Consider the following 19,785-nt stretch of genomic DNA (forward strand, 5'->3'; position numbering starts at 1 on the left):
GAAAGCCCCGACTGTTCGAAGAAACAGGAGTGCCGCTGTAAAAAGTATGTTTCTGCTGTTCTGGAAATAGCCGGGAGAGGTCTCCGTGGGCCTAATCTCGCTGTCCCGGCCGCAGAAGACGGAAGTAACTTCGTCCATGACTGAAAAAAGTGGGTCGTTGACCCGGCGCATCCTCGAACTCCTCGCCTCCGGGCAGGCGTCCACGCGCACGGAACTGTCCGAACTGCTCGGCGCCGCGCCGTCGACGGTGTCGTTCGCGGTGGGCAAGCTGCTGGACTACGGCCTGGTCACCGAGGAGGGCACCCTGTCGTCGAACGGCGGCAGGCCGCGCAAGGTCCTCCGGCTCGGCGGCGGCGACGGATACGCCGTGGCGGCCGAACTCGGCGGCAAGCACGCCCACGTCGGCATCGTGCACTCCGGTGGCGGTCTCGCCGACGTCTCCACGGTGCCGTTCGCGACGGCCGACGGCCCCGAGGCCTCCCTGCCCGGCCTCGTCGAGACCCTCCAGGGCCTCGCCGACCGGCACGGCCGGGAACTCCTCAGAGGCGTCGGACTTTGTCTGCCCGGACCGGTCGACGTCGAAGCGGGCCTGGTGACGCTGCCCGCCCGTATGCCCGGCTGGAACCGCTTCCCCGTACGGGACTGGCTCCAGGAGCGGTTCGGAGTCCCGGTGGCCATCGAGAACGACGCCAACTGCATGGCCGTCGGCGAGCACAGTGTCCGGCCCGCCGCGCAACGCCAGGCGATCATGGTCAAGGCGGGCACCGGCATAGGCGCCGGCGTCATCGCCGACGGCCGCCTCTACCGGGGAGGTTCGGGCGCGGCGGGCGAGATCACCCACGTCCGCGTCGAGGCCGCCCACGACATCCCCTGCTCCTGCGGCAACACCGGGTGCTTGGAGACGGTCGCCTCGGGCGCGGCGCTGGTGCGCATCCTGCGCGAGCGCGGTCTGGAGGTGACGTCGACCGAGGACGTCGTACGTCTCGCGGGTGACGCCGACCCCGAGGCCACCCGCGCGGTCCGGCAGGCCGGCCGCTATCTGGGCACGGTGCTCGCCCCCAACGTCAACTTCTTCAACCCGGACGCGGTGTACCTCGGCGGCATCCTCTCCACGCTGGAGCCCTTCGTCGCCGCCGTGCGCAGCCAGTTGTACGAGGGCTGCCACCCCCTGGTCACCGAGCACCTGGTCATCGAACGGGCCGGCCTCGGCGCCGACGCCGGCCTGGTCGGCGCGGGCCAGTTCGCGCTCCAGCGGGCCCTCGCCCACGCCCTGCACACGGCGACCGGCACCCACCCCTGACCCACGCACGCCCCCCGTCAGATCCCGGAGGAGCCATGCCCCAGCCCCGTCCCGTCGTCGCGATCGCCGGCCTCGGCATCGAGTCGTCGACCTTCTCCCCGGCCCGCACCGAGGCCCCCGCCTTCCACCCGCTGCGCGGACAGGACGTCCTCACCCGCTACCCGTTCCTGGCCCCGGGACAGCCGCTGCGGGACGCGGCCGACTGGCGCGGGGCACTCGTCGGCAAGGCGCTGCCCGGCGGCACGGTGACGGCCGCCGCGTACGCCGGGCTGTCGACGGAACTCATCGACCGGCTCCGGGACCTGGGGCCCCTCGACGGCCTCTGGTTCGACATCCACGGCGCGATGACCGTCGAGGGGCTCGACGACGCCGAGGCCGACCTGCTCACCCGCATCCGCGAGGTGATCGGCCCAGACACCCTCGTGTCGACGTCCATGGACCTGCACGGCAACGTCTCCCGCCCCCTCGTCCACCACAGCGACCTGATCACCTGCTACCGCACGGCCCCGCACGAGGACGCCATGGAGACGAAGGAGCGGGCCGCCCGCAACCTCGTGGACCTCCTGGCCGGCGGCGCGCCCCGCCCGGTCAAGGCGTGGGTGCCGGTGCCGGTGCTGCTGGCCGGGGAGCAGACCTCCACCCGTATCGAACCGGCGAGGAGCGTGTACGCGGCGGTGGCCGAGGTGGCGGCGGCCGACGGCGTGACCGACGCCGCCGTCTGGGTCGGGTACGCCTGGGCGGACGAGCCCCGCAATCGTGCCGCGGTCGTGGTCACCGGACCCGACGGGGCCGCCGTCGCGGCGGGCGCCGAGCGGCTCGCCCGCGGATTCTGGGACGCCCGGCACGACTTCGCCTTCGTCGCCCCCACCGGCACCCTCGACGACTGTCTCGACGAGGCCCTCGCCGCCGGCGCCCGGCGCCCGTACTTCATCAGCGACACCGGCGACAATCCGACGGCGGGCGGCGCGGGGGACGTCACCTGGGGACTCCGACACGTCCTCGCCCGGCCGGAGTTCAAGGACCCCGCCGGCCCGGTCGTCGTCTACGCCTCCCTGCCGGGGCCGTCCGCGGTCGACGCGGCGGTGCGGGCCGGCGTCGGCGCGACGGTCACCGTCACCGCCGGCGCCGAGGTGGACGACCGGCACGCCGGGCCGCTCACGATGACCGGCGTGGTGCACTCGGTCCGGCACGGCGACCGGGACGCGGAGACGGAGGCCGTGCTGCGGGTCGGGAGCGTGCACGTGATCCTGACCCGGCTGCGCAAGCCGTACCACCTCGAACGCGACTTCACCGGAATGGAGTTGGACCCGCGCGCCGCCGACGTCGTGATCGTGAAGATCGGCTATCTGGAGCCCGAGCTCTTCGCCATGGCCGCCGACTGGAAGATGGCCCTCACCCCGGGCGGTGTCGACCAGGACCTGGTGCGGCTCGGCCACCGGCGCATCCAGCGGCCCATGTTCCCCTTCGACCCGGCGATGCCCGACCCGGACCTCACGGCCCGTATCGTCGCGCCCGCGAACCGGCCGCCGGCTCAGTTCGCCTGACGGGCCTGCGCGATCAGCTGGTCGATCAGGGCGATCAGCACGTCCCGGCAGGACTCCCGCTCCCGCGCGTCGCACAGCAGCACCCGTACGTGCTCCGGCAGCGCGAGGGACTCCCTGATCTCCTCGGCCGGGTAGGGGTGTTCGCCGTGAAAGCCGTTCACACCGACGACGAAGGGGATCTCGCGGCGCTCGAAGAAGTCGATCGCGGCGAAGCTGGACTGCGGCCGCCGCACGTCGATCAGGACGACGGCGCCGAGCGCGCCGATCGCCAGGTCGTTCCACATGAACCAGAACCGCTGCTGCCCGGGCGTACCGAACAGATACAGCACCAGCTCCCGGCTGATGGTGATCCGGCCGAAGTCCAGGGCCACGGTCGTCGCGCGTTTCTGCTCGATGCCGTCGAGGTCGTCGACGCCCAGGCTCGCGATGGTCAGGGACTCCTCGGTGCGCAGCGGCGCGATCTCACTCACCGAGCCGACCATGGTCGTCTTCCCGACGCCGAAGCCGCCGGCTATGAGGATCTTGACCGTGTCGGGCGGCGCGACCGCCTGCACGGTGGTGTCAGAGCCGGCCAAGGCCCTCCCTCACTTTCTGCAACAGGTCCAGGTCCGGGGTACGGGGGGTGACGGGATGCGGGGGGTGAACGGTGATCAGTCCCGCCTCCAGCAGATCGCAGAGCATGATGGCGACCACGCTCACCGGCAGGTCCAGATGGGCGGCGAGTTCCGCCACGGCGATCGGCCGGGCGCAGCGCCGCAGGATCCGCACCTGCTCGGGCTGTGGACGAGGTGCCCGCTCCGGCGGCGGATCCACCGCCGTCACGGTCGTGATCAGGGTGAAGTCGCTGCGGCTGGGCCTGGTCCGCCCTCCGGTCAGCGTGAAGGGACGGACCAGCCGGCCCGCCGGATCGTCTCCGCCCACCTCACGCGCCAGGGCCGACATGGGCCCGCGGTGCCGCCGAGAGGTGCTCGCCGATCTTCTTCACCAGCATGTTCATCTGATACGCCACCACCCCGACGTCCGCGCCCTGGTTGGTCAGCACGACCAGGTGGGCGCCGGGGCCGGCGGAGGTGAGGATCAGATAGCTGTTGGCCATCTCGATCAGCGCCTGGCGCACCGGCCCGCCCCGGAAGTCCATGCTGACGCCCTTGCTGAGGCTCATCAGACCGGACGCGGTCGCCGCCAGCCGCTCGGCGTCGTCGCGCAGGAACCCGATCGACTTGCTCACCACCAGGCCGTCCTCGGAGAGCACCACCGCGTGGTTGACGTCGGCGACCCGCTCCACGAGTCCGGTGAGCAACTGGTCGAGCTGGGTGTCCGTGGCTGGGGTGGGGCGTGTCATGGCGGTGTCCTTCATGAGCGGTCGGCGGGCGGGGTGGAGGACGTGGGAGCGGCGGCCGGGGAGGCGGCGGACTCGGCCGCGGGCGGCTCGTCGGGGGCGGCGTCGTCACGCGCCCGACGCGCGGCCGGGACCAGCCGGTCCACGGCCCCGGGCACGTCCGGCGCCCCCTCGCCGTCGTCGTCGCGGGCCCGGAGGGTGCCGCTCTGGAAGCCGGCCAGGGAGGAGGCGGCCTGCTCGGCGGTGAAGTCCTCGTCGTGGCCGTCGTGTTCGGCCGGCGCCGAATCCTCGCGCAGCTCGGCCGCAAGACTGGTCTGCGGCACCCGGCGCGGCAGCGGCGAGAGGCCGTCCCGGCGCGCGCCGGCCTCCGGGGCCGCGGCGGTCTCGGTACGGGCCTGCACGACGGGTCGGGCCTCCCGTACGGGCTCCTCCGGCTCGGCGGCCCCGGCGTGCTCGACCTCTTCCCGGTCCGGCGTCGGCAGGTCCCGCACCACGACGTCGTGCGGGATCAGCACGATCGCCGTCGTGCCGCCGTACGGCGAGGAGCGCAGCGTGACCGTGATGCCGTGCCGCCGCGAGAGCTGGGCGATCACGAACATGCCGAGCCGGAGGTCGTCGGCGAGCGCCACCACGTCGAACTGCGGCGGCTCGGCCAACTGGGCGTTGAACGCGGCGTACTCCTCCTCGGACATGCCGAGGCCGCGGTCCTCGACCTCCACGGCCAGCCCCTTGGCCACCATCGCGGCCCGCACGCCGACCGGCGCCGGGGCGGGCGAGTACAGCGTGGCGTTCTCGATGAGCTCGGCCAGCAGATGGATGACGTCGGCCACCGCGGGCGGCGCGAGATGCACCTCCTCGTCGGTCTGCACCTCCACCCGCCGGTACTCGGCGACCTCGCCGACCGCGCTGCGCAGGATGTCGATCAGCGCGACCGGCTCGCTCCAGGTGCGGCCCGGCCGCTCACCGCTGATGATGACGAGGTTCTCCTCGTAGCGGCGCAGCTGGCTGGCGGTGGAGTCGAGTTCGTACAGGCCCTTGAGGACGTCGGGGTCCTGGTGGGCGCGCTCCAGCGCGTCCAGCTTGGTGAGCTGGAGGTTGACCAGGTTCTGGCTCTGCCGGGCGATGCCCAGGATGATCTTCTGGAAGCCGCGCCGGGTGTCGGCGAGTTCGACAGCGGTGTGCACGGCGGTGCGCTGCGCGGCGTTGAACGCCGTCGCCACCTGCCCGAGTTCGTCACGGCCGTAGTCCAGCGGCGGTGTCGCCAGTTCCACGTCGACCTTCTCGCCCCGCTCCAGCCGGGCCACCACGTCGGGCAGCCGCTCCTGGGCGAGCCCCAGGGTGGCCTCGCGCAGGCCGCGCAGCCGCCGGGACAGCGAGCGGGTGATCCGCCACGACATTCCCACGCACAGCAGCAGCGCGATCAGCCCGCCCGCGCTCAGCGACGCCGCCTTGATCAGCAGTCCGCGCGCCTCGTCGCCGCTGCGCTGCAGCAGTCCGGTCGTCTGCTGCTGGATCAGCACCGAGTACTCCTCGGTCACCCCGGTCAGCGCGGCCCGCCACTCCTTCTGGGAGTCCGGGACGGCGATGGTCCCGTCCTTGCCCGCCGTCGCACGCGCCGCGAGCACCCGGTCCTCGACCCGCTCCAGGGTCCGCCACTGCGAACCGGCCAGGATCCGCTCCGTCTCCGCCTTCGCGGCCCCGGTGAGCGAGGGCAGGATCTGGTCCTCGACGAGCCAGCGCCGGGTGTTCACCAGCTCCGCGAACTCGGTCCACTCCTTCTCGTCCATCCGTCGCGTCGGCGAGGCCAGCGTCAGCAGCGCGTCCTCACGGGACATCAGTTCCGCCGCGTGCTCCAGCGAGACGAGCGGACCGGCCTGCGAGGTGAGGTCGCCGTCGTCGACCTGCGAGAGCTCCTGGAAGGCGTGGATCTGGTCGTCGATGATCGACGTGTACTGGCCCAGCGCCTGTACGGCGGAGATGTCGGAGGGGTTGTCCACCTGGCCCCGGTAGTACTCCAGGCTGCTCACGGACGCGACGACCGAGTACAGCCGGTCCTTCACGCGGGCGGGCGCCCGCTGGATCTCGTCCGACTGCGCGAGGAGCTTGGCGACCGCCTTGTCGGTCCTGCCGCGCTGTTCGTCCAGCCCCGTGCGGGCCGAGTCCTGCCGCGTGGCAAGCCATACGGCGGAGTAGCTGCGCTCCCGCTGGAGGGCGAGCGTGGCCTCGGTGCCCATGGCCCCCGTCGACTTGCTCAGCCCGGTCTGGGACCGCAGCCCCAGGCCCTCCGAGAACATCTGGATCGTCGTCACGCTCCAGATGGCGGCGAGCGTGACGCCGGGCACCAGTGCCAGCAGGATCAGGGAGAGACGGATGGAGCCGAGGCGGCGCCGGGGACCTGTCCGTGGAGACATTGTCGTCCTAGGGCGATCAGCGGAGGGCGGGCGGGGTCAGCGCGAAGGAACGGGGGGACGGGAGGACGGACGTCAGGGGTGACTGCGTGTCCGGCACGTCACAAGGGGTGCGCAGGATGCTATCCGTACAAGTGAGCGTAAGCGTCATGCGGGACCCAATCTTTGGCGACACCGTCGGGGGAACTGTCCGCTCAGCGGGTTCCGTTGTCGGCGAAATTCGCGACCGAGGCGACGTTCGCCTTCGTGACGAAGGCGGGCCCGGTGAGCACCGGCGCCTCGCCGCCGCCGAGGGTGTTTCCGTTGGTGCGGTAGAGCCAGAGCGAGTCCACCGCGAGATAGCCCTGGAGATAGGGCTGTTGATCCACCGCGAACTGCACGTCCCCGTCCTGGACCGCTTTGACCAGGTCCTTGTTGAGGTCGAAGGTCGCGACGTGGGCCTTGGAGCGGGACTGGTCGACCGACTTCACCGCGGCCAGCGCGAACTGGGCGCCGTTCATGACCACTTCGTCGATGTCCGGGTTCTGCGTCAGCCGGGCCCCGACGGTCGCCGTCACCGCGTCCATGTCGGTGCCGTCCACGTAGAGGTTCTCCGTCTCGCCGCCGAACGCCTTCTTCACGCCCGCGCAGCGCGCCTCCAGGGCGACGTTGCCGCGCTCGTGGATCACACACAGCGCGTGCTTGGCCTTGAGGTCGTCCAGCTTGTCGCCGACGGCGCGGCCGGCGACGCTCTCGTCCTGGCCGAAGTACTCGAGGAGTCCGGCGGACTTCCACTCGTCTATACCTGAGTTGAGGCCGATCACGGGTATGCCGGCCGCCCGCGCCTCGGCGACCGGACCCGCCATCGCCGTCGGCTTGGCGAGGGTCACGGCGATGCCGTCGACCTTCTGCCGGATCGCGTCCCGCATCAGCTCGGCCTGGCTCGCCGGGTCGTCGTCGGCGGCGTAGGTCAGCTCGACGTTGTCCTTGGCGGCCGCGACCTGCGCACCCTTCTGCACCAGCTCCCAGAAGGCGTCGCCCTCGCCGCCGTGCGTGATCAGGGTGATCTTCAGACGTGCGCCGCCCGCCGTCTCCGCGCCGGACGCGTCGTCGGACCCGCCGACGGCGGAGCAGCCCGCCAGCAGCAGACAGGCGGCGGCCGGGAGGACGGCGACGCGAACGCGGGCGGGGGAGGGGGGTGGAGTCTTCATGAGGGTGCGGCACCTCGCTGTGCGGCCGAGCCGGAGGAACGAACGGGAGAACGGCCGGCTCCGAACGGGAGGTTCGCCGACCGGGTGAACTCTCGCTGTGGCGGAGCCAATCGCGTGTGACCATCGGTAGTCAAGTGTGCAACCACACCGTGTTATTCGTTGCTGCCACATCGTGATGAACGCTGGCGGGAGGGCGAAGCGGAACCAGAGCCGCCCGTATCGCTTGCGTCCGCAAAGCCGTCAACCAGGCTTGCGCGCCACCGCTCCGTACATCGCGATGTCCTCGTCCCGCATCACCTCGGTACCCGTGCCGTCCGGGCGCCACTTGTGGACCTGGACGATGCCCGGTTCGACGAGGTCCAGACCGGTGAAGAACTCCGCCGCCTCGTCGTGGGTGCGCAGCCGCATCGGCATGCCCCGCGCCGCGTACTCCCGGGCGACCCGGCCGACCTCGTCCGGCGCGAACTCGGCGGTTCCGACGGACATCGCGAGGTAACTGCCGGCCGGCAGCGGTTCGAGGAGCCGGCGCACGATGCCGACCGCGTCGTCCTCGTCCAGCATGAAGTGCACGATCGCGATCACGGCCAGCGCGACGGGCCGGTCCAGGTCGAGGGTCTCGCGGAACACCGGGGAGTCGAGAATGCTCGCCGGGTCGCGCATGTCGGCCTCGATGTACGCCGTCGCGCCCTCGGCCGCAGGGGACAACAGGCCCTTGGACAGCGCCAGTACGAGCGGATCGCTGTCGACGTAGACGACCCGTGCTCCGGGTGCGGCCGACTGCGCGATCTCATGGATGTTGGGCGAGGTGGGTATCCCGGTGCCGACGTCCAGGAACTGCCGTATCCCCGCATCCTCGGCGAGATATCGCACGGCCCGGTTCATGAAGTCACGGTTGGCCCGCATGTGGACGGGCAAGGCGGGCCACTCACGCACCATCGCGTCCCCGGCCTCCCGATCGGCCGGGTAGTGGTCCTTGCCGCCGATGATGTAGTCGTAGATCCGGGCGGAATGGGCGATCTCGGTGTCGACACGGTCGGTGGACACGCAACCTCCAGCGGCCACAGGTGAGTTGGCGTTCTGCATGCCAACCTAGTAGGGCCGCGGGGCCGCATCAATCTGCGGCTCCGCCGCGCGGGCGCGACCAGCCCCCACGCACTCGCAGCCGCCCGACACGGCCCAGCCCTACGGCGCTGCCGCCGCCGCTTCCTTCCTGCGCTGTCGCCGCCCGCGCCGAGGCTCCTGATCCGGCAGCCAGCCGAACACCAGACAACTGCCGACCGCCCCCAGCAGCAGACCCACGAAGAACCCGCCCAGGTTGGACGTGAGCCAGGTGCCCAGGGTCACCAGGATCCCGGTGATCGAGTAGAAGAGCCGCTGCGCCGGGTTGAACAGGGTCAGCAGCCCCAGCAGCACCATCAGCGCCGGCAGCAGGTACCCCGCCAGGCCCTGCATGCCGACGTGCAGAACGACCTTCAGGGAGGCCTTCATCGTGAGCAGGATCCACGCCCCGCCCAGGGCGAGCAGCAGCCCGCCCCAGAACGGCCGGTCGGCCCGCCAGCGACGGAAGGCCGACCGGAATCCATCGGGCCCGTTCATCAGCAACCCGTGCTGCTGAAGCGGAGCTTCAGACCGGGCAGCTTGAACACCCCGGCCGTGGTGGCGTAGTTGGTCTGGCGCAGATTGGCGATGCGTACGGTGTCGGCCTGCTGGCTGAAGACACCGATCGGCCCCTTCACCCCGGCCTTGGTCAGGGTGCTCGCGTCGTTGCCGATCTCGATGTTGTTGAAGGCCGCGTCGCCCGACAGCTCGGTCGAGTCGGTGGTCAGGTCGGTCGCGCTCACCTTCTCCGCGCCGCCACCCGCGGTGATCAGCAGGTTGGTGCCGCCGAGGTCGACGCTCTGGCACAGCTTCGTGAGCGTCGCGTTCTTGATGGCGGACGTGACGATCAGGACCTGACCGCCGGTGTCCCCTTCGTTGGGGCTGCCCGGAGCCATGTTGTCGAGGCCGCCGAACTGCTCGAAGCCGGTGCCGTTCAGCTCGGTCGCGGTGACCGTGAAGGGCATGCCGGAGATCGCGAACTGGACGCCCAGCGCACCCTCGGCGGTGAGGACCGCGAGCGCACCGGCGACCAGGGTGGCCGGCACGGCCATCACGGCGGCACGGCGCGCCCGGACCCGTCCGCGTCTCGCGGTGCCCACGGGGTTTTCGGACGCTTCGGGCACGGAACCGCTTTCCGGGTTCTCGGGGGTGTTTCCGGCGGACGGGGTGACGTCCGGGGACGAGGCCATAACTGCTCCCAGGTGCAGAAAAAGTGCGGGTAGGGCATCAGCGGCACGTTGTCCTGGCGCGGACAGCGCCCGCGGCGCACGTCTCCTCGCAACTCCCGGCGGGTGCAAGGGCTTTCTCGTACTCCGCAGTAGCCAAGCCCGGAAGTTACCGGTGGTTACACCTGAGGGTCAAGGCAGTTGTGTAAAAAGGGTGTCGGTTGTGCGCCACCTGTGGGTCATACGCTCCCGACGGCCTCGGAAAGTTGCCTGGAAAACAGCAACTCCCTTTTGAAGCCTTGACGTTGACTGACCCTCAGGTTTACAACTCTCCCTGGCTCCCCCATGGATCCGTGGCGCCGGATCCGCCGCCGCGTGGCCTCTGCCCGCGTTCCCGGACCTGATGTCCTTCACATTTCCTTTTCGCGAGATCACTCCACGGCGCCGTCACGGTCGCTTCCCCCCTCGGTCCGTGCCGGCCGCACCCCCCGCCCGGTTCCGGCCGGAGCCCTTCCCACGGTCTCCGGCCGGCCTCCGGCGGGCAGCCGTCGCCGGTCCGTGTCGTACGGAGAAGGCGTCACGGACCGGCGACGGCGCACACGCACCCGGCGCCCCACCGGCCGTCCCCCCTGCCACCCCCCATAACCCCTCAGGTCCTCAGGTCCTCAGGGCACACCCCCGCAACGAAAGCCGAGGTACACCCGCATGCGTACGCGTACCCTCCTCACCCTCGCCGGCACCGTCGCCGCGCTCACCCTTCCCCTCGCCGGCCCCGCCTCCGCGGCCGCCGGCGCCGTCCTGACCACCGGCTCCGTCGGCGGTACGGCAGTCGCGGCCGGCGAGGTCCTCACCGCGCCGCTGGCGAGCGGCACCGCCGCCACGTTCTACTCCAGCGCCACCGGCACGAGTGGCATCTCCTGCACGTCGTCGCAGTTCACGGCCACCGTGACGGACAACCCGAGCGCGCCGGGCACCGCGACGGAGTCGGTCTCCGCGCACACCTTCAACGCCGCCAGCTGCACCACCAACGTGGTCGGCGTGCTCGGCGTCACCAGCATCACGGTCAACAACCTGCCGTACAGCTCCGCCGTGGGCTCCGACGGCAGCGTCACCGTCACGCCCGCCGCGGGCTCCACCATCCAGACCACGGTCGTCCTGCGCACCCTGCTCGGCAGCATCAACTGCGTCTACCAGGCGCCCAGCCTGGCCGGCACGGCGAGCAACGCCGACAACACCATCAACTTCGCCGCCGCCCAGTTCACCAAGGTCTCCGGTTCGTCCCTCTGCTTCGCCAACGGCTACTTCACCGCCAAGTACGCCCCGGTGACCAGCAGCGGCGAGGCGGTCTACGTCAACTGACCCGACCCTCGACCGGCCCTGTCCGCACCGGAGTTCACCTCCGGCGCAACCGCAGCGCCAGGGCGGCGCCCCCGGTGAGCACCAGTACCGCGGCGGCGCCGCCCGCCACCAGCGGCATCGCCGGCCCCGAGCCCGCGTCCCCGGTGGACGCCACCGGCACGCTGTCGCCCTGCGTGCGCGGGGTCTCGGCTCCGGTGGCCGCCGCGGCCGTGGGGGAGGGGTCGGTGCTACGCCGCTCGCTCGCGCGCGGCTTCACGGCCGGCGAAGAGGCGGCAGCCGTACGGCCGTCGGCGCTCGGCTTGGCCGACGCCTTCCCCGTGCCTGCTCCGGCGCCATCGCTCGCAGGGAACACGACGTCCGAGCACGAGTAGTACGTGTCCGGCGTGCTGCTGTTCTGCCAGATCGTGAACAGCACATGCCGCCCGGAGCGGTCGGACGGCAGCTTCGCCGTGAGCCGGTACGCGCCGTCCGTCAGCGCGGGGTCCCGTACCTGCGCGAACGGCTTGTCCGGTAGATCGGACCAGGTCAGCGGCTTCGTCGGGTCGTAGCCGGGCTCGGTGAGGTAGAGCTTGAACGTGCCGGTGTGCGGGATCGTGGAGACGTACCGCATCGTCAGCGTGGAACCCGGGGTCAGCCGGGTCGACGGCCAGTCGGCGCGGGCCAGATCGAGGCCCTTGTAGGCGGGCAGGCCACCACTGCACAGCTTCCCGTCCGGGACCACCTGGCGGTCACGGCCGTTCACGCCGGCGATCCGCAGGTTGTCCCACGCCGTGAAGGGCCCGCTGTTCGAGGCGACCGCGGCCCGGCACGCCGCCGACCGGGACGGACTGCCGCCGTCCGGCGAGCAGGCGTACACCCGGCTGACCGGATCCGTCGGGGCGCCGTGCGCACGGGCCGAGCCCGCGGCCCACACCGTGAGCAGCAACGGCGTGACGGCGGCGGCCGCCAGGGCGGAGCGATGCGATCTCATCCAGGGCATCCGGGACATCCGGAACGTCTCCTCGGCCGGCAGGGCAGGGTCCTCGTGGAGTACGGGAAACCGGCCCGGCGCGTTCAGTGCGCGATAAACCGGGCGGAGCCCGTCAATAGCGGTCAACCAGCCGACGTAGAGGGTGGGTTTCCGGCCGGATCGAGGGTTTCCCCTGTATCCCGATGACCTTCTCTTTGCCTATCGTTCGACCACAGCCGACCCACAGGTAACCCCGAACGGGTCGCAGCTCGCGCCAGGCCGGCCGCCACGCTCCCGCACTTTCGAAATGCCCCCCGCCGCTTCGAGGACGAAGCGAAAAGTCCGCCGCTCCGCGCTGCCCGGAGTACGGCCGGCCACGAAAGGCACTCCCCTTGCGCACCTCCACCTCCCTCAGACGGAAGCTGATATCCGTCGCCGCGGTCTCCGCCGCGCTCTTCACGGCCGCCACCACCTCGGTCGCCGTGGCCCAGGATTCCCCCACCCAGGAGGCCGCCGTCCCCGCGGCCCAGACCGAGGCCGCTCCCGGCACCCCGGCCGAGCGCCTGATCGTCGGCTACAAGTCCGGCGCCGCCGAGGCCAAGTCGAACAAGGCCGCCGAGGCCGACGCCGCCGCCAAGGGCGAGGAAGCCGGCGAGGACCTCGACTTCCAGCGCCGCCTCGGCTCCGGCGCCGCCCTCGTCGACCTGGGCGAGAGCCTCAGCAGGACGGACGTCGCCGACGTCGTCGCCGAGTACCGGGCCGACCCGCAGGTCGCCTACGTCGTGCCGGACCGCCTGAACAAGCCGCTGGCCACCCCCAACGACACCGAGTACTCCAAGCAGTGGGACCTGTTCGAGACCACCGCGGGCATGAACGTCCCGGGTGCCTGGGACGTCGCCACCGGCAGCGGGGTCACCGTCGCCGTGATCGACACCGGCTACGTCACCCACTCCGACCTCGGCGCCAACATCGTCGCGGGCTACGACTTCATCTCCGACGCCACGGTCGGCAACGACGGCAACGGCCGCGACAGCAACCCGGCCGACCCGGGCGACTGGACCGCCGCCAACGAATGCGCCTCCGGCGACCCGGCCTACGGCTCCTCCTGGCACGGCACCCACGTCGCCGGCACCATCGCCGCCGTCACCAACAACGGCAAGGGCGTCGCGGGTATCGCGTACGGCGCCAAGGTCTCCCCGCTGCGTGTGCTCGGCAAGTGCGGCGGCTACGACTCCGACATCATCGACGCCATCACCTGGGCGTCCGGCGGCACCGTCTCCGGTGTCCCGGCGAACGCCAACGTCGCCAAGGTCATCAACATGAGCCTGGGCGGTGGCGGCGCCTGCTCCACCGCGACCCAGAGCGCCATCAACGCCGCCGTGAACCGCGGCACCACGGTCGTCGTCGCGGCGGGCAACAGCAACGCCAACGCCTCCGGCTACTCGCCGGCCAGCTGCGCCAACGTCATCAGCGTGGCGGCCGCCGACCGCCAGGGGAACCGCTCCTACTACTCCAACTACGGCACGGTCGTCGACATCGCCGCGCCCGGCGGCGAGACCAACTCCGTCGCGGCCAACGGCATCCTGTCCACGCTGAACTCAGGCGCGCAGGGCCCGTCCGCCGAGAACTACGACTACTACCAGGGCACCAGCATGGCCGCCCCGCACGTCGCGGGCCTGGCCGCGCTGATGAAGTCGGCCAACCCGGCGCTGACCCCGGCCCAGATCGAGTCCGCGATCAAGACCAACTCGCGTGCTCTTCCCGGTACCTGCTCGGGCGGCTGCGGTGCGGGCCTCGCGGACGCGGCGAAGACGGTGCAGGCGGTGAGCGGGTCCGGCGGCTCCACGGGGGGCACCACCTTCACCAGCACCTCCGCGGTCTCCATCCCGGACAACGGCTCCGCGATCGAGTCCCCGATCACCGTCAGCGGCCGCAGTGGCAACGCCCCCTCGGCGCTCCAGGTCGGCGTGGACATCACCCACACCTACCGCGGTGACCTGGTCGTCGACCTGGTGGCCCCGGACGGTTCGACGTACCGCCTGAAGTCCGCCAGCTCCTCGGACTCCGCGGACAACGTCATCGCCACCTACACGGTCAACGCCGCCGGCGAGACCGCCAACGGCACCTGGAAGCTGCGTGTCCAGGACACCGCGGCCCAGGACACCGGCCGGGTCAACAGCTGGAAGCTGACCTTCTGAGCGGCAGCTGAACGCGGGCCCCGAGCGGGCGCGCACCAAGAACGGGCGGGGCGGCCGATGCGGATGGGGCATCGGCCGGCCCGCCACATGTCATGAGGGCCGACCGGCACGGTGGAAACCGTCACTCCGGTCGGTCCCGTGCACGCTCAGCGACGGGACAGATCCAGCTCCGCCTCGTCGGCGTCGGTCTCCTCGATGCCGGCCAGCACCCGCACCCCGCGGTCGGGACTCCGGTCGATGCCGGTCAGCAGCCCCGGCACCGCGACGCTCGGCAGGATGTGACCCCACAGCACCGAGATCCGCTCCGCCAGATCCGCCCGGTCGGTCAGTGCCCGGGACATCAACTGGATGCCCGCGAAGGCCCCGACCAGCAGTTCCACCGTCTGCCTCGGCTCCACGGTGGGTAGCAACTCGCCCTGCGCAGCGGCCTGTTCGAGCACCACGACGAGATGGTCCGCCCACTGCCGGAACGGGCCCGAGTGGTCCACGCCGGGCGGTGCGCACTGGTCCACGGCAAGCCGGACACTCCCCTTGAGCAGGGAGTTGTTGAGCAGGCGCTGCCCGAACACGAAGGTGATGTCGACCAGTTCCTGGAGCTTGCACGGCTGCGGCGGCACCGCGCCGCGCGGGATCTGCTCGTCCAGCACGGCCTGGGCGAGGGATTCCTTCGAGGGGAAGTGGAAATAGAGGGCGCCCTTGGTCACTTCGGCCCGCTCCAGGACCATCGCGATGGTCGTCGCGGTGTAACCGTGCTCGTCGAAGACGGCCCCGGCGGCCTCCAGGATCACCTTCCGCGTCTTGATGGCGCGCTCCTGCCTCGCCATATCAGCCCCTCCGTATGTCCGGCAGCGCCCGATTCGGTCGGTGCGCCCGGCGTGCGCCGGAGCGGTTCGGGCAGGGCCGGGCGACCCCAGGCCGCATTGAAAACAAACCGGTCGGCTCGTACTCTAACGCTCGCGGCACGGGCACCTCGCCGTTTGCCATGGCACATACGGGGGGACCCAAGGAGGGCACATGTCTGATCCGCGCCGGTTCGCCGCGACCCCGCTCGCCGCAACCCCTGAGGCGCCGGAAGGCCTGACCGCCACCGTACCCCGCCAGTTGGTGCACCGCGCCTCGCTGGCGGAAACGTTTCTCACCGGTATGACCAGCGGGGAACCCGGCCATTTCACGGTCTTTGCCGAGTGGCCCCGAGCCCATCAGTTACACGTGTCGCCGGACCGCTCGTCCTACGAGCCACTCCTCGTCGCCGAGACCGCCCGCCAGGCCGGAACGCTCCTCGCGCACACCGCCTACGACGTGCCGCTGGGCCATCAGTTCGTGCTCAAGGAGGTGCGGATCAGCGCGCTCACCGAGCGGTTGGCGCTCGGCAGGACACCCGCCGAACCGGTCCTGCACATCACCGTCACGGACGTCGACCACCGCGGCGCCCGCCCGGCCGGATTCCGCTACGAGGCCGAGATCAGGCTCGACGGCGAACCCGTCGCGACGGCCGAGATGGCCGCCAACTGGACCAGCGCGGCCGCCTACCGCCGGCTGCGCGGCGGCCGCAGCGCAGCCACCGTGTCCCCGCTGCCGGCGCCGGCCGGTCTGCCGCCCGCCGACGTGGACCGCCCCCTGCCCGCGGACGTCGTCCTCGCCCCGTCCGACCACCCCGACCGGTGGCGACTGCGAGTCGATACCGCGCATGCTGTTTTCTTCGATCATCCGCTCGACCACGTCCCCGGCATGCTGCTGCTGGAGGCCACCCGCCAGGCAGTACGCGCCCGGACGAGGGGCGACCGCCGCACACCGGTCTCCTTCCACGCCTTCTTCCACCGTTACACCGAACTCGACCAGCCCGCATGGATAGAGGCATTCGACAAGACAGGGGCGCACGGCGGCGATATGCAAGTAGTGGGCCAGCAGGGGGAGACGACAGTCTTCGAGTGCGAGGTGGGCACCGTGTGCGGGTGAGTTATCTTGTACAGGGAGTAAGAAACAAACGGCATGACCCGTTCTTTTCCCGTCCCAGGAGAGCCAGCCGATGGCGAGGCAGTTACGCGCCGAACAGACCCGCACCACGATCCTCACAGCCGCAGCCGAGCTGTTCGACCGCAATGGCTATGAGTCGACCAGCCTGAGCGACATCGTCGAGCACGCCCAAGTGACCAAGGGGGCGCTGTACTTCCACTTCGCGGCCAAGGAGGACCTGGCCCAGGCGATCATGGAACTTCAGTCCAGGGCCTCCAGACAGGTGGCGAGCGAGATGGACGCCCGGGGCCACACCTCGCTGGAGGCGCTCATGCGCACGACGTTCGGCATCACGCGCCTCGCCGTCGAGGGACCGATCACCCGCGCCGGGCTGCGCCTGGCGACGGGGGGAGTGGTGATACGGCCGCCCCTGCGGCACCCGTTCGCCGAGCTGCTGGACATCACGACCCGCAGACTCGTCGGCGCGGCGAAGGAGTCCGACGTCCACCCGGACGTCGACGCGGAGGCAGCGGCGCACGCCCTGGTCTGCTTCTTCGTCGGCACCCGGGTCGTCGGCCGCTCCCTCGAACCGGTAGCACGCCAGCCCCGCAGGGTGGCCGAGATGTGGCACATCATGATCCGCGGCCTGGTCCCGGTGCCCCGCCGGGCCCGCTATCTCGCCCTCGCGACACAGCTGGAGCGGGAGATCAAAGCCGTATGACACGGGCGATACGGTGAGCGCATGCCCGAGAGGTCCGACACCCCGCCCGTGCTCCTCGGGAACGAACCCGGCTCGTTCCCGCACAGCGTGCTCGCCGAACGCCACCCGGCGATCATCCGACAGGTACGGGAGTCCTTCCCGTACGACCCCGAGCGGCACCGCGCCCTGGACGCGCTCCTCGCCGGCTGCACCGAGGGCGTGATCGAGCCGCTCCCCGCGGACGCGCACGACCGGGACCGCTGGACGGCCTGGGGCGCGGACACGTACACGGGCCGGTCCTGGTTCGAGGTGCCGTGGCTGTGGTCCGAGAGCTACTTCTACCGTCAACTCCTCGAAGCCGTCGGCTACTTCATCCCCGGCCCCTGGCAGGGCATCGACCCCTTCCGGCCCTCCAAACTGGCCGAACTCGACGCTCCGGAGACGGACGAGGAACTCTCCGCCCTCGACGCCCTCGCCGACCGGCCCGCCGAGGAACAGGACCGGGCGCTGCTGCACGGGTCGCTGTGGGGCAACCGCGCCGACCTCGGCTTCCGGCTGTCGGCCGCGCACGACGAGACCTCCGCCGACACCCCGCCTCTGGTGGCCGACGACAGCGACACCCTCTGGTCCCTGCTCCCGCCCTCCGGCGCCGCCACCCTGGCCCTGATCGCCGACAACGCCGGCCGCGAACTCGTCCCCGACCTGCTCCTCATCGCCCATCTCCTCGCCCAGGGCCGTATCTCCCGGGCCGTCCTGCACATCAAGCCGTACCCCTACTACGTCTCCGACGCCACGCACAGCGATGTGCTCGACGCCCTCCGCCGGCTGACGTCGGCGCCGGGTGCGGCGGCGACGTACGGCCGCGCGCTCTGGTCGGCGCTTACGGACGGCCGCCTGATCGTGCGCGCCCACCCCTTCTCCGGCGGCCCGCTGCCCTACGCGGAGATGCCGGGCGACCTGCGCGAGGAGCTGGGCGCCGCCACCCTCACCGTCCTCAAGGGAGACCTCAACTACCGCCGTCTCGTCGGCGACCGGCTCTGGCCGCCGACCACACCCTTCGCCGACGTCACCGCGTACTTCCCCGGGCCGGTCGCGGCCCTGCGCACCCTGAAGTCCGACGTCATCACCGGTCTGTCCGCCGGCACGGAGGCGGCGCTGGTGGCGGCGGAGGGCCAGAAGTGGCGGACCGGCGGCACACATGCGCTGATCCAGGTCCGGGTGTGACCTCGGCTTGTCGGCTCAGACGGTTTCTTGGTCAAGTGATCTGCATCGGCAGTGACTTGATGCCGTTGATGAAGTTCGACACCAACCGCTCGGGAGGTCCCGCCGGTCGCAGCACGGGCAGAGCCCGCATGGCCTCCCGGTAGAGCGCGCGCAGCTGGAGCCGGGCGAAGTGGGCGCCCAGGCAGACGTGCGGGCCGTCACCGAAGGACACATGCGGGTTGGGCGCGCGGGACAGGTCCAGTCGGTCGGGATCGGTGAAGACCCGTTCGTCGCGGTTGGCGGAAGCGTGGAAGACGACCACCTTGTCGCCCGCGCGGATATGCCGGCCGGCGAGCTCGGTGTCTACGGCGGCGGTACGGCGGAAGGTGAGCACCGGAGGGTGCCAGCGCAGCAATTCGTCCACGGCGAGCGGTAGTTCGGCCTCTCCGGTCCTCAGTCGTTCGTACGACTCAGGGTGCTCGGCCAGGGCCAGCAGCCCGCCCGGAGCCGCGCTGCGGACGGTGTCGTTGCCGGCGACCGTGAGCAGGAAGAAGAACATCTCCAGCTCGGACTCGGCGAGTTCGGCGTCGTGCGCGAGGGTGGTCAAAACGTCGTCGTCCGGGAAACGGCGCTTGTGCGCGGCCAGTTGGCGGGCGTAGGTGAACATGTCCCGCAACATCGCGGGCGACCGCGGATTGACCGGCCTGCCCTGCCCGTCGAGCACCTGCGGGCCCGCCTCGTCGGGGTCCTGGTAGCCGATGACCCGCTGTGTCCAGTGCAGCAGCAGCTTGCGGTCGGCCTCCGGGACGCCGAGCAGGTCGGCGAGGTTGAGCAGGGCGTAGTCGTCGGTGACTGCGCCGACCAGGTCCACGGTGCCGTCCGCCGTCCGGGCCGTTTCCAGGGCGTGGGCCAGGAGCGTGCGGGCCCGCTCCTGCGCGACCCGCTCGAATCGTTCGATGCGGCGTGGAGTGAACGCCCGGCTCACGAGTCGTCTCAACCGGCCGTGTCCCGGCGGGTCCTGATTGAGCATCATGCGCCGGATGAACGGCAGATCGTCCGGATCGGGATCACGGATCTGGGTCGCGCCGACGTACGAGGAGTACGTCGCAGAGTCCTTGAGCACCCGTACGACGTCCGCGTGCCGGGTCACCGCCCAGAACCCTGGCCCGGCCGGCCAGTCCAGCACCTCGTGCTCGTCCTGCCGGGCCACGGGGTGGTGGTCGCGCAGGACGCGGTAGGCGTCGTAGGGGACGCCGGCGGCGTACTGCCGGGGGTCGAAGACGTCGGGGACGGAGGTCATGTGACCAAGGTGACGCATACCGGTGAAGACCGACAGACGGACTCGTCCGGGTCGGTGTGCGGACTGTGTGCATCACCG

At 71.1% G+C, this 19,785-nt stretch carries 18 protein-coding genes; 7 read left to right on the forward strand and 11 right to left on the reverse strand.

The annotated features are described in order from the left end of the window. The first annotated feature begins 136 nt into the window (after positions 1-136). Both PGH47_RS33135 and PGH47_RS33140 read left to right on the forward strand, forming a co-directional pair. Entirely contained in the window at positions 137-1,300 is a 1,164-nt protein-coding gene (locus PGH47_RS33135) for an ROK family transcriptional regulator (protein WP_126901570.1), read from the forward strand. Between the two features lie 35 nt (positions 1,301-1,335). Beyond that, entirely contained in the window at positions 1,336-2,844 is a 1,509-nt protein-coding gene (locus PGH47_RS33140; RefSeq protein WP_271666434.1) for a M81 family metallopeptidase, read from the forward strand. Here PGH47_RS33140 and PGH47_RS33145 read toward each other — a convergent pair. The 8 genes from PGH47_RS33145 to PGH47_RS33180 all read right to left on the reverse strand — a co-directional run bounded on the left by PGH47_RS33145 (position 2,832) and on the right by PGH47_RS33180 (position 10,069). Beyond that, on the reverse strand, positions 2,832-3,419 hold the full coding sequence (locus tag PGH47_RS33145; RefSeq protein ID WP_271666435.1) for a GTP-binding protein: 588 nt from the start codon (positions 3,417-3,419) through the stop codon (positions 2,832-2,834). The genes PGH47_RS33140 and PGH47_RS33145 overlap by 13 nt on opposite strands. Then, positions 3,406-3,786 (reverse strand): DUF742 domain-containing protein, encoded by a 381-nt coding sequence (locus PGH47_RS33150; protein WP_176575067.1) that lies wholly within the window; start codon positions 3,784-3,786, stop codon positions 3,406-3,408. Before PGH47_RS33150 ends, PGH47_RS33145 begins: the two co-directional genes overlap by 14 nt. Then, positions 3,767-4,186, reverse strand: coding sequence for a roadblock/LC7 domain-containing protein (locus PGH47_RS33155; RefSeq protein ID WP_030961072.1), 420 nt, complete (start codon positions 4,184-4,186; stop codon positions 3,767-3,769). The genes PGH47_RS33150 and PGH47_RS33155 overlap by 20 nt, the downstream gene beginning before the upstream one ends. A gap of 11 nt (positions 4,187-4,197) precedes the next feature. Then, on the reverse strand, positions 4,198-6,594 hold the full coding sequence (locus PGH47_RS33160) for a sensor histidine kinase (protein WP_271666436.1): 2,397 nt from the start codon (positions 6,592-6,594) through the stop codon (positions 4,198-4,200). Positions 6,595-6,785: 191 nt separating this feature from the next. Continuing rightward, positions 6,786-7,781 carry a substrate-binding domain-containing protein gene (locus PGH47_RS33165; RefSeq protein WP_271666437.1) on the reverse strand — a complete coding sequence of 332 codons (996 nt, stop codon included), beginning with the start codon at positions 7,779-7,781 and terminating at the stop codon, positions 6,786-6,788. Positions 7,782-8,021: 240 nt separating this feature from the next. Next, positions 8,022-8,825, reverse strand: coding sequence for an SAM-dependent methyltransferase (locus PGH47_RS33170; RefSeq protein ID WP_271666438.1), 804 nt, complete (start codon positions 8,823-8,825; stop codon positions 8,022-8,024). Positions 8,826-8,963: 138 nt separating this feature from the next. Further along, the gene (locus PGH47_RS33175) at positions 8,964-9,377 is read right to left on the reverse strand and encodes a DUF6114 domain-containing protein (RefSeq protein ID WP_125529901.1); all 414 of its coding nucleotides are present in this window, start codon (positions 9,375-9,377) and stop codon (positions 8,964-8,966) included. Then, entirely contained in the window at positions 9,377-10,069 is a 693-nt protein-coding gene (locus PGH47_RS33180) for a DUF6230 family protein (protein WP_107907721.1), read from the reverse strand. The genes PGH47_RS33175 and PGH47_RS33180 overlap by 1 nt, the downstream gene beginning before the upstream one ends. 681 nt (positions 10,070-10,750) lie before the next feature. Here PGH47_RS33180 and PGH47_RS33185 point away from each other — a divergent pair. Next, positions 10,751-11,404 (forward strand): Tat pathway signal sequence domain protein, encoded by a 654-nt coding sequence (locus tag PGH47_RS33185; RefSeq protein WP_271666439.1) that lies wholly within the window; start codon positions 10,751-10,753, stop codon positions 11,402-11,404. A gap of 34 nt (positions 11,405-11,438) precedes the next feature. On the opposite strand, the gene PGH47_RS33190 is transcribed toward PGH47_RS33185, so the two are convergent. Continuing rightward, positions 11,439-12,383 carry a lytic polysaccharide monooxygenase auxiliary activity family 9 protein gene (locus PGH47_RS33190; protein ID WP_271668206.1) on the reverse strand — a complete coding sequence of 315 codons (945 nt, stop codon included), beginning with the start codon at positions 12,381-12,383 and terminating at the stop codon, positions 11,439-11,441. A gap of 362 nt (positions 12,384-12,745) precedes the next feature. Between PGH47_RS33190 and PGH47_RS33195 the strand changes: the two genes are divergently transcribed. Next, the gene (locus PGH47_RS33195; protein ID WP_271666440.1) at positions 12,746-14,551 is read left to right on the forward strand and encodes a S8 family peptidase; all 1,806 of its coding nucleotides are present in this window, start codon (positions 12,746-12,748) and stop codon (positions 14,549-14,551) included. A 146-nt stretch (positions 14,552-14,697) separates the two neighbouring features. Here PGH47_RS33195 and PGH47_RS33200 read toward each other — a convergent pair whose 3' ends face one another. Next, positions 14,698-15,375: a ScbR family autoregulator-binding transcription factor gene (locus tag PGH47_RS33200; RefSeq protein ID WP_126896911.1), complete on the reverse strand. Its 678-nt coding sequence runs from the start codon at positions 15,373-15,375 to the stop codon at positions 14,698-14,700. A gap of 190 nt (positions 15,376-15,565) precedes the next feature. Here PGH47_RS33200 and PGH47_RS33205 point away from each other — a divergent pair, with 190 nt between their 5' ends. From PGH47_RS33205 to PGH47_RS33215, 3 genes are all read left to right on the forward strand, one after another. Continuing rightward, the gene (locus tag PGH47_RS33205; RefSeq protein ID WP_271666441.1) at positions 15,566-16,507 is read left to right on the forward strand and encodes a ScbA/BarX family gamma-butyrolactone biosynthesis protein; all 942 of its coding nucleotides are present in this window, start codon (positions 15,566-15,568) and stop codon (positions 16,505-16,507) included. A 70-nt stretch (positions 16,508-16,577) separates the two neighbouring features. Continuing rightward, entirely contained in the window at positions 16,578-17,225 is a 648-nt protein-coding gene (locus PGH47_RS33210; RefSeq protein WP_030949148.1) for a ScbR family autoregulator-binding transcription factor, read from the forward strand. Between the two features lie 21 nt (positions 17,226-17,246). After that, positions 17,247-18,428, forward strand: coding sequence for a damage-control phosphatase ARMT1 family protein (locus PGH47_RS33215; protein WP_271666442.1), 1,182 nt, complete (start codon positions 17,247-17,249; stop codon positions 18,426-18,428). A 31-nt stretch (positions 18,429-18,459) separates the two neighbouring features. On the opposite strand, the gene PGH47_RS33220 is transcribed toward PGH47_RS33215, so the two are convergent. Beyond that, the gene (locus PGH47_RS33220) at positions 18,460-19,707 is read right to left on the reverse strand and encodes a cytochrome P450 (RefSeq protein ID WP_271666443.1); all 1,248 of its coding nucleotides are present in this window, start codon (positions 19,705-19,707) and stop codon (positions 18,460-18,462) included. Positions 19,708-19,785 lie beyond the last annotated feature (78 nt).

This window comes from Streptomyces sp. HUAS 31 (assembly GCF_028198125.1).
GTDB lineage: Bacteria > Actinomycetota > Actinomycetes > Streptomycetales > Streptomycetaceae > Streptomyces > Streptomyces chartreusis.

Bases quoted from the DNA above. Each gene is read 5' to 3' on its own strand.
- PGH47_RS33205 (WP_271666441.1), top strand. From the start codon at position 15,566: ATGTCTGATCCGCGCCGGTTCGCCGCGACCCCGCTCGCCGCAACCCCT.
- PGH47_RS33175 (WP_125529901.1), bottom strand. From the start codon at position 9,377: ATGAACGGGCCCGATGGATTCCGGTCGGCCTTCCGTCGCTGGCGGGCC.
- PGH47_RS33210 (WP_030949148.1), top strand. From the start codon at position 16,578: ATGGCGAGGCAGTTACGCGCCGAACAGACCCGCACCACGATCCTCACA.
- PGH47_RS33155 (WP_030961072.1), bottom strand. From the start codon at position 4,186: ATGACACGCCCCACCCCAGCCACGGACACCCAGCTCGACCAGTTGCTC.
- PGH47_RS33215 (WP_271666442.1), top strand. From the start codon at position 17,247: ATGCCCGAGAGGTCCGACACCCCGCCCGTGCTCCTCGGGAACGAACCC.
- PGH47_RS33165 (WP_271666437.1), bottom strand. From the start codon at position 7,781: ATGAAGACTCCACCCCCCTCCCCCGCCCGCGTTCGCGTCGCCGTCCTC.
- PGH47_RS33160 (WP_271666436.1), bottom strand. From the start codon at position 6,594: ATGTCTCCACGGACAGGTCCCCGGCGCCGCCTCGGCTCCATCCGTCTC.
- PGH47_RS33190 (WP_271668206.1), bottom strand. From the start codon at position 12,383: ATGCCCTGGATGAGATCGCATCGCTCCGCCCTGGCGGCCGCCGCCGTC.
- PGH47_RS33180 (WP_107907721.1), bottom strand. From the start codon at position 10,069: ATGGCCTCGTCCCCGGACGTCACCCCGTCCGCCGGAAACACCCCCGAG.
- PGH47_RS33150 (WP_176575067.1), bottom strand. From the start codon at position 3,786: ATGTCGGCCCTGGCGCGTGAGGTGGGCGGAGACGATCCGGCGGGCCGG.
- PGH47_RS33200 (WP_126896911.1), bottom strand. From the start codon at position 15,375: ATGGCGAGGCAGGAGCGCGCCATCAAGACGCGGAAGGTGATCCTGGAG.
- PGH47_RS33140 (WP_271666434.1), top strand. From the start codon at position 1,336: ATGCCCCAGCCCCGTCCCGTCGTCGCGATCGCCGGCCTCGGCATCGAG.
- PGH47_RS33135 (WP_126901570.1), top strand. From the start codon at position 137: ATGACTGAAAAAAGTGGGTCGTTGACCCGGCGCATCCTCGAACTCCTC.
- PGH47_RS33185 (WP_271666439.1), top strand. From the start codon at position 10,751: ATGCGTACGCGTACCCTCCTCACCCTCGCCGGCACCGTCGCCGCGCTC.
- PGH47_RS33220 (WP_271666443.1), bottom strand. From the start codon at position 19,707: ATGACCTCCGTCCCCGACGTCTTCGACCCCCGGCAGTACGCCGCCGGC.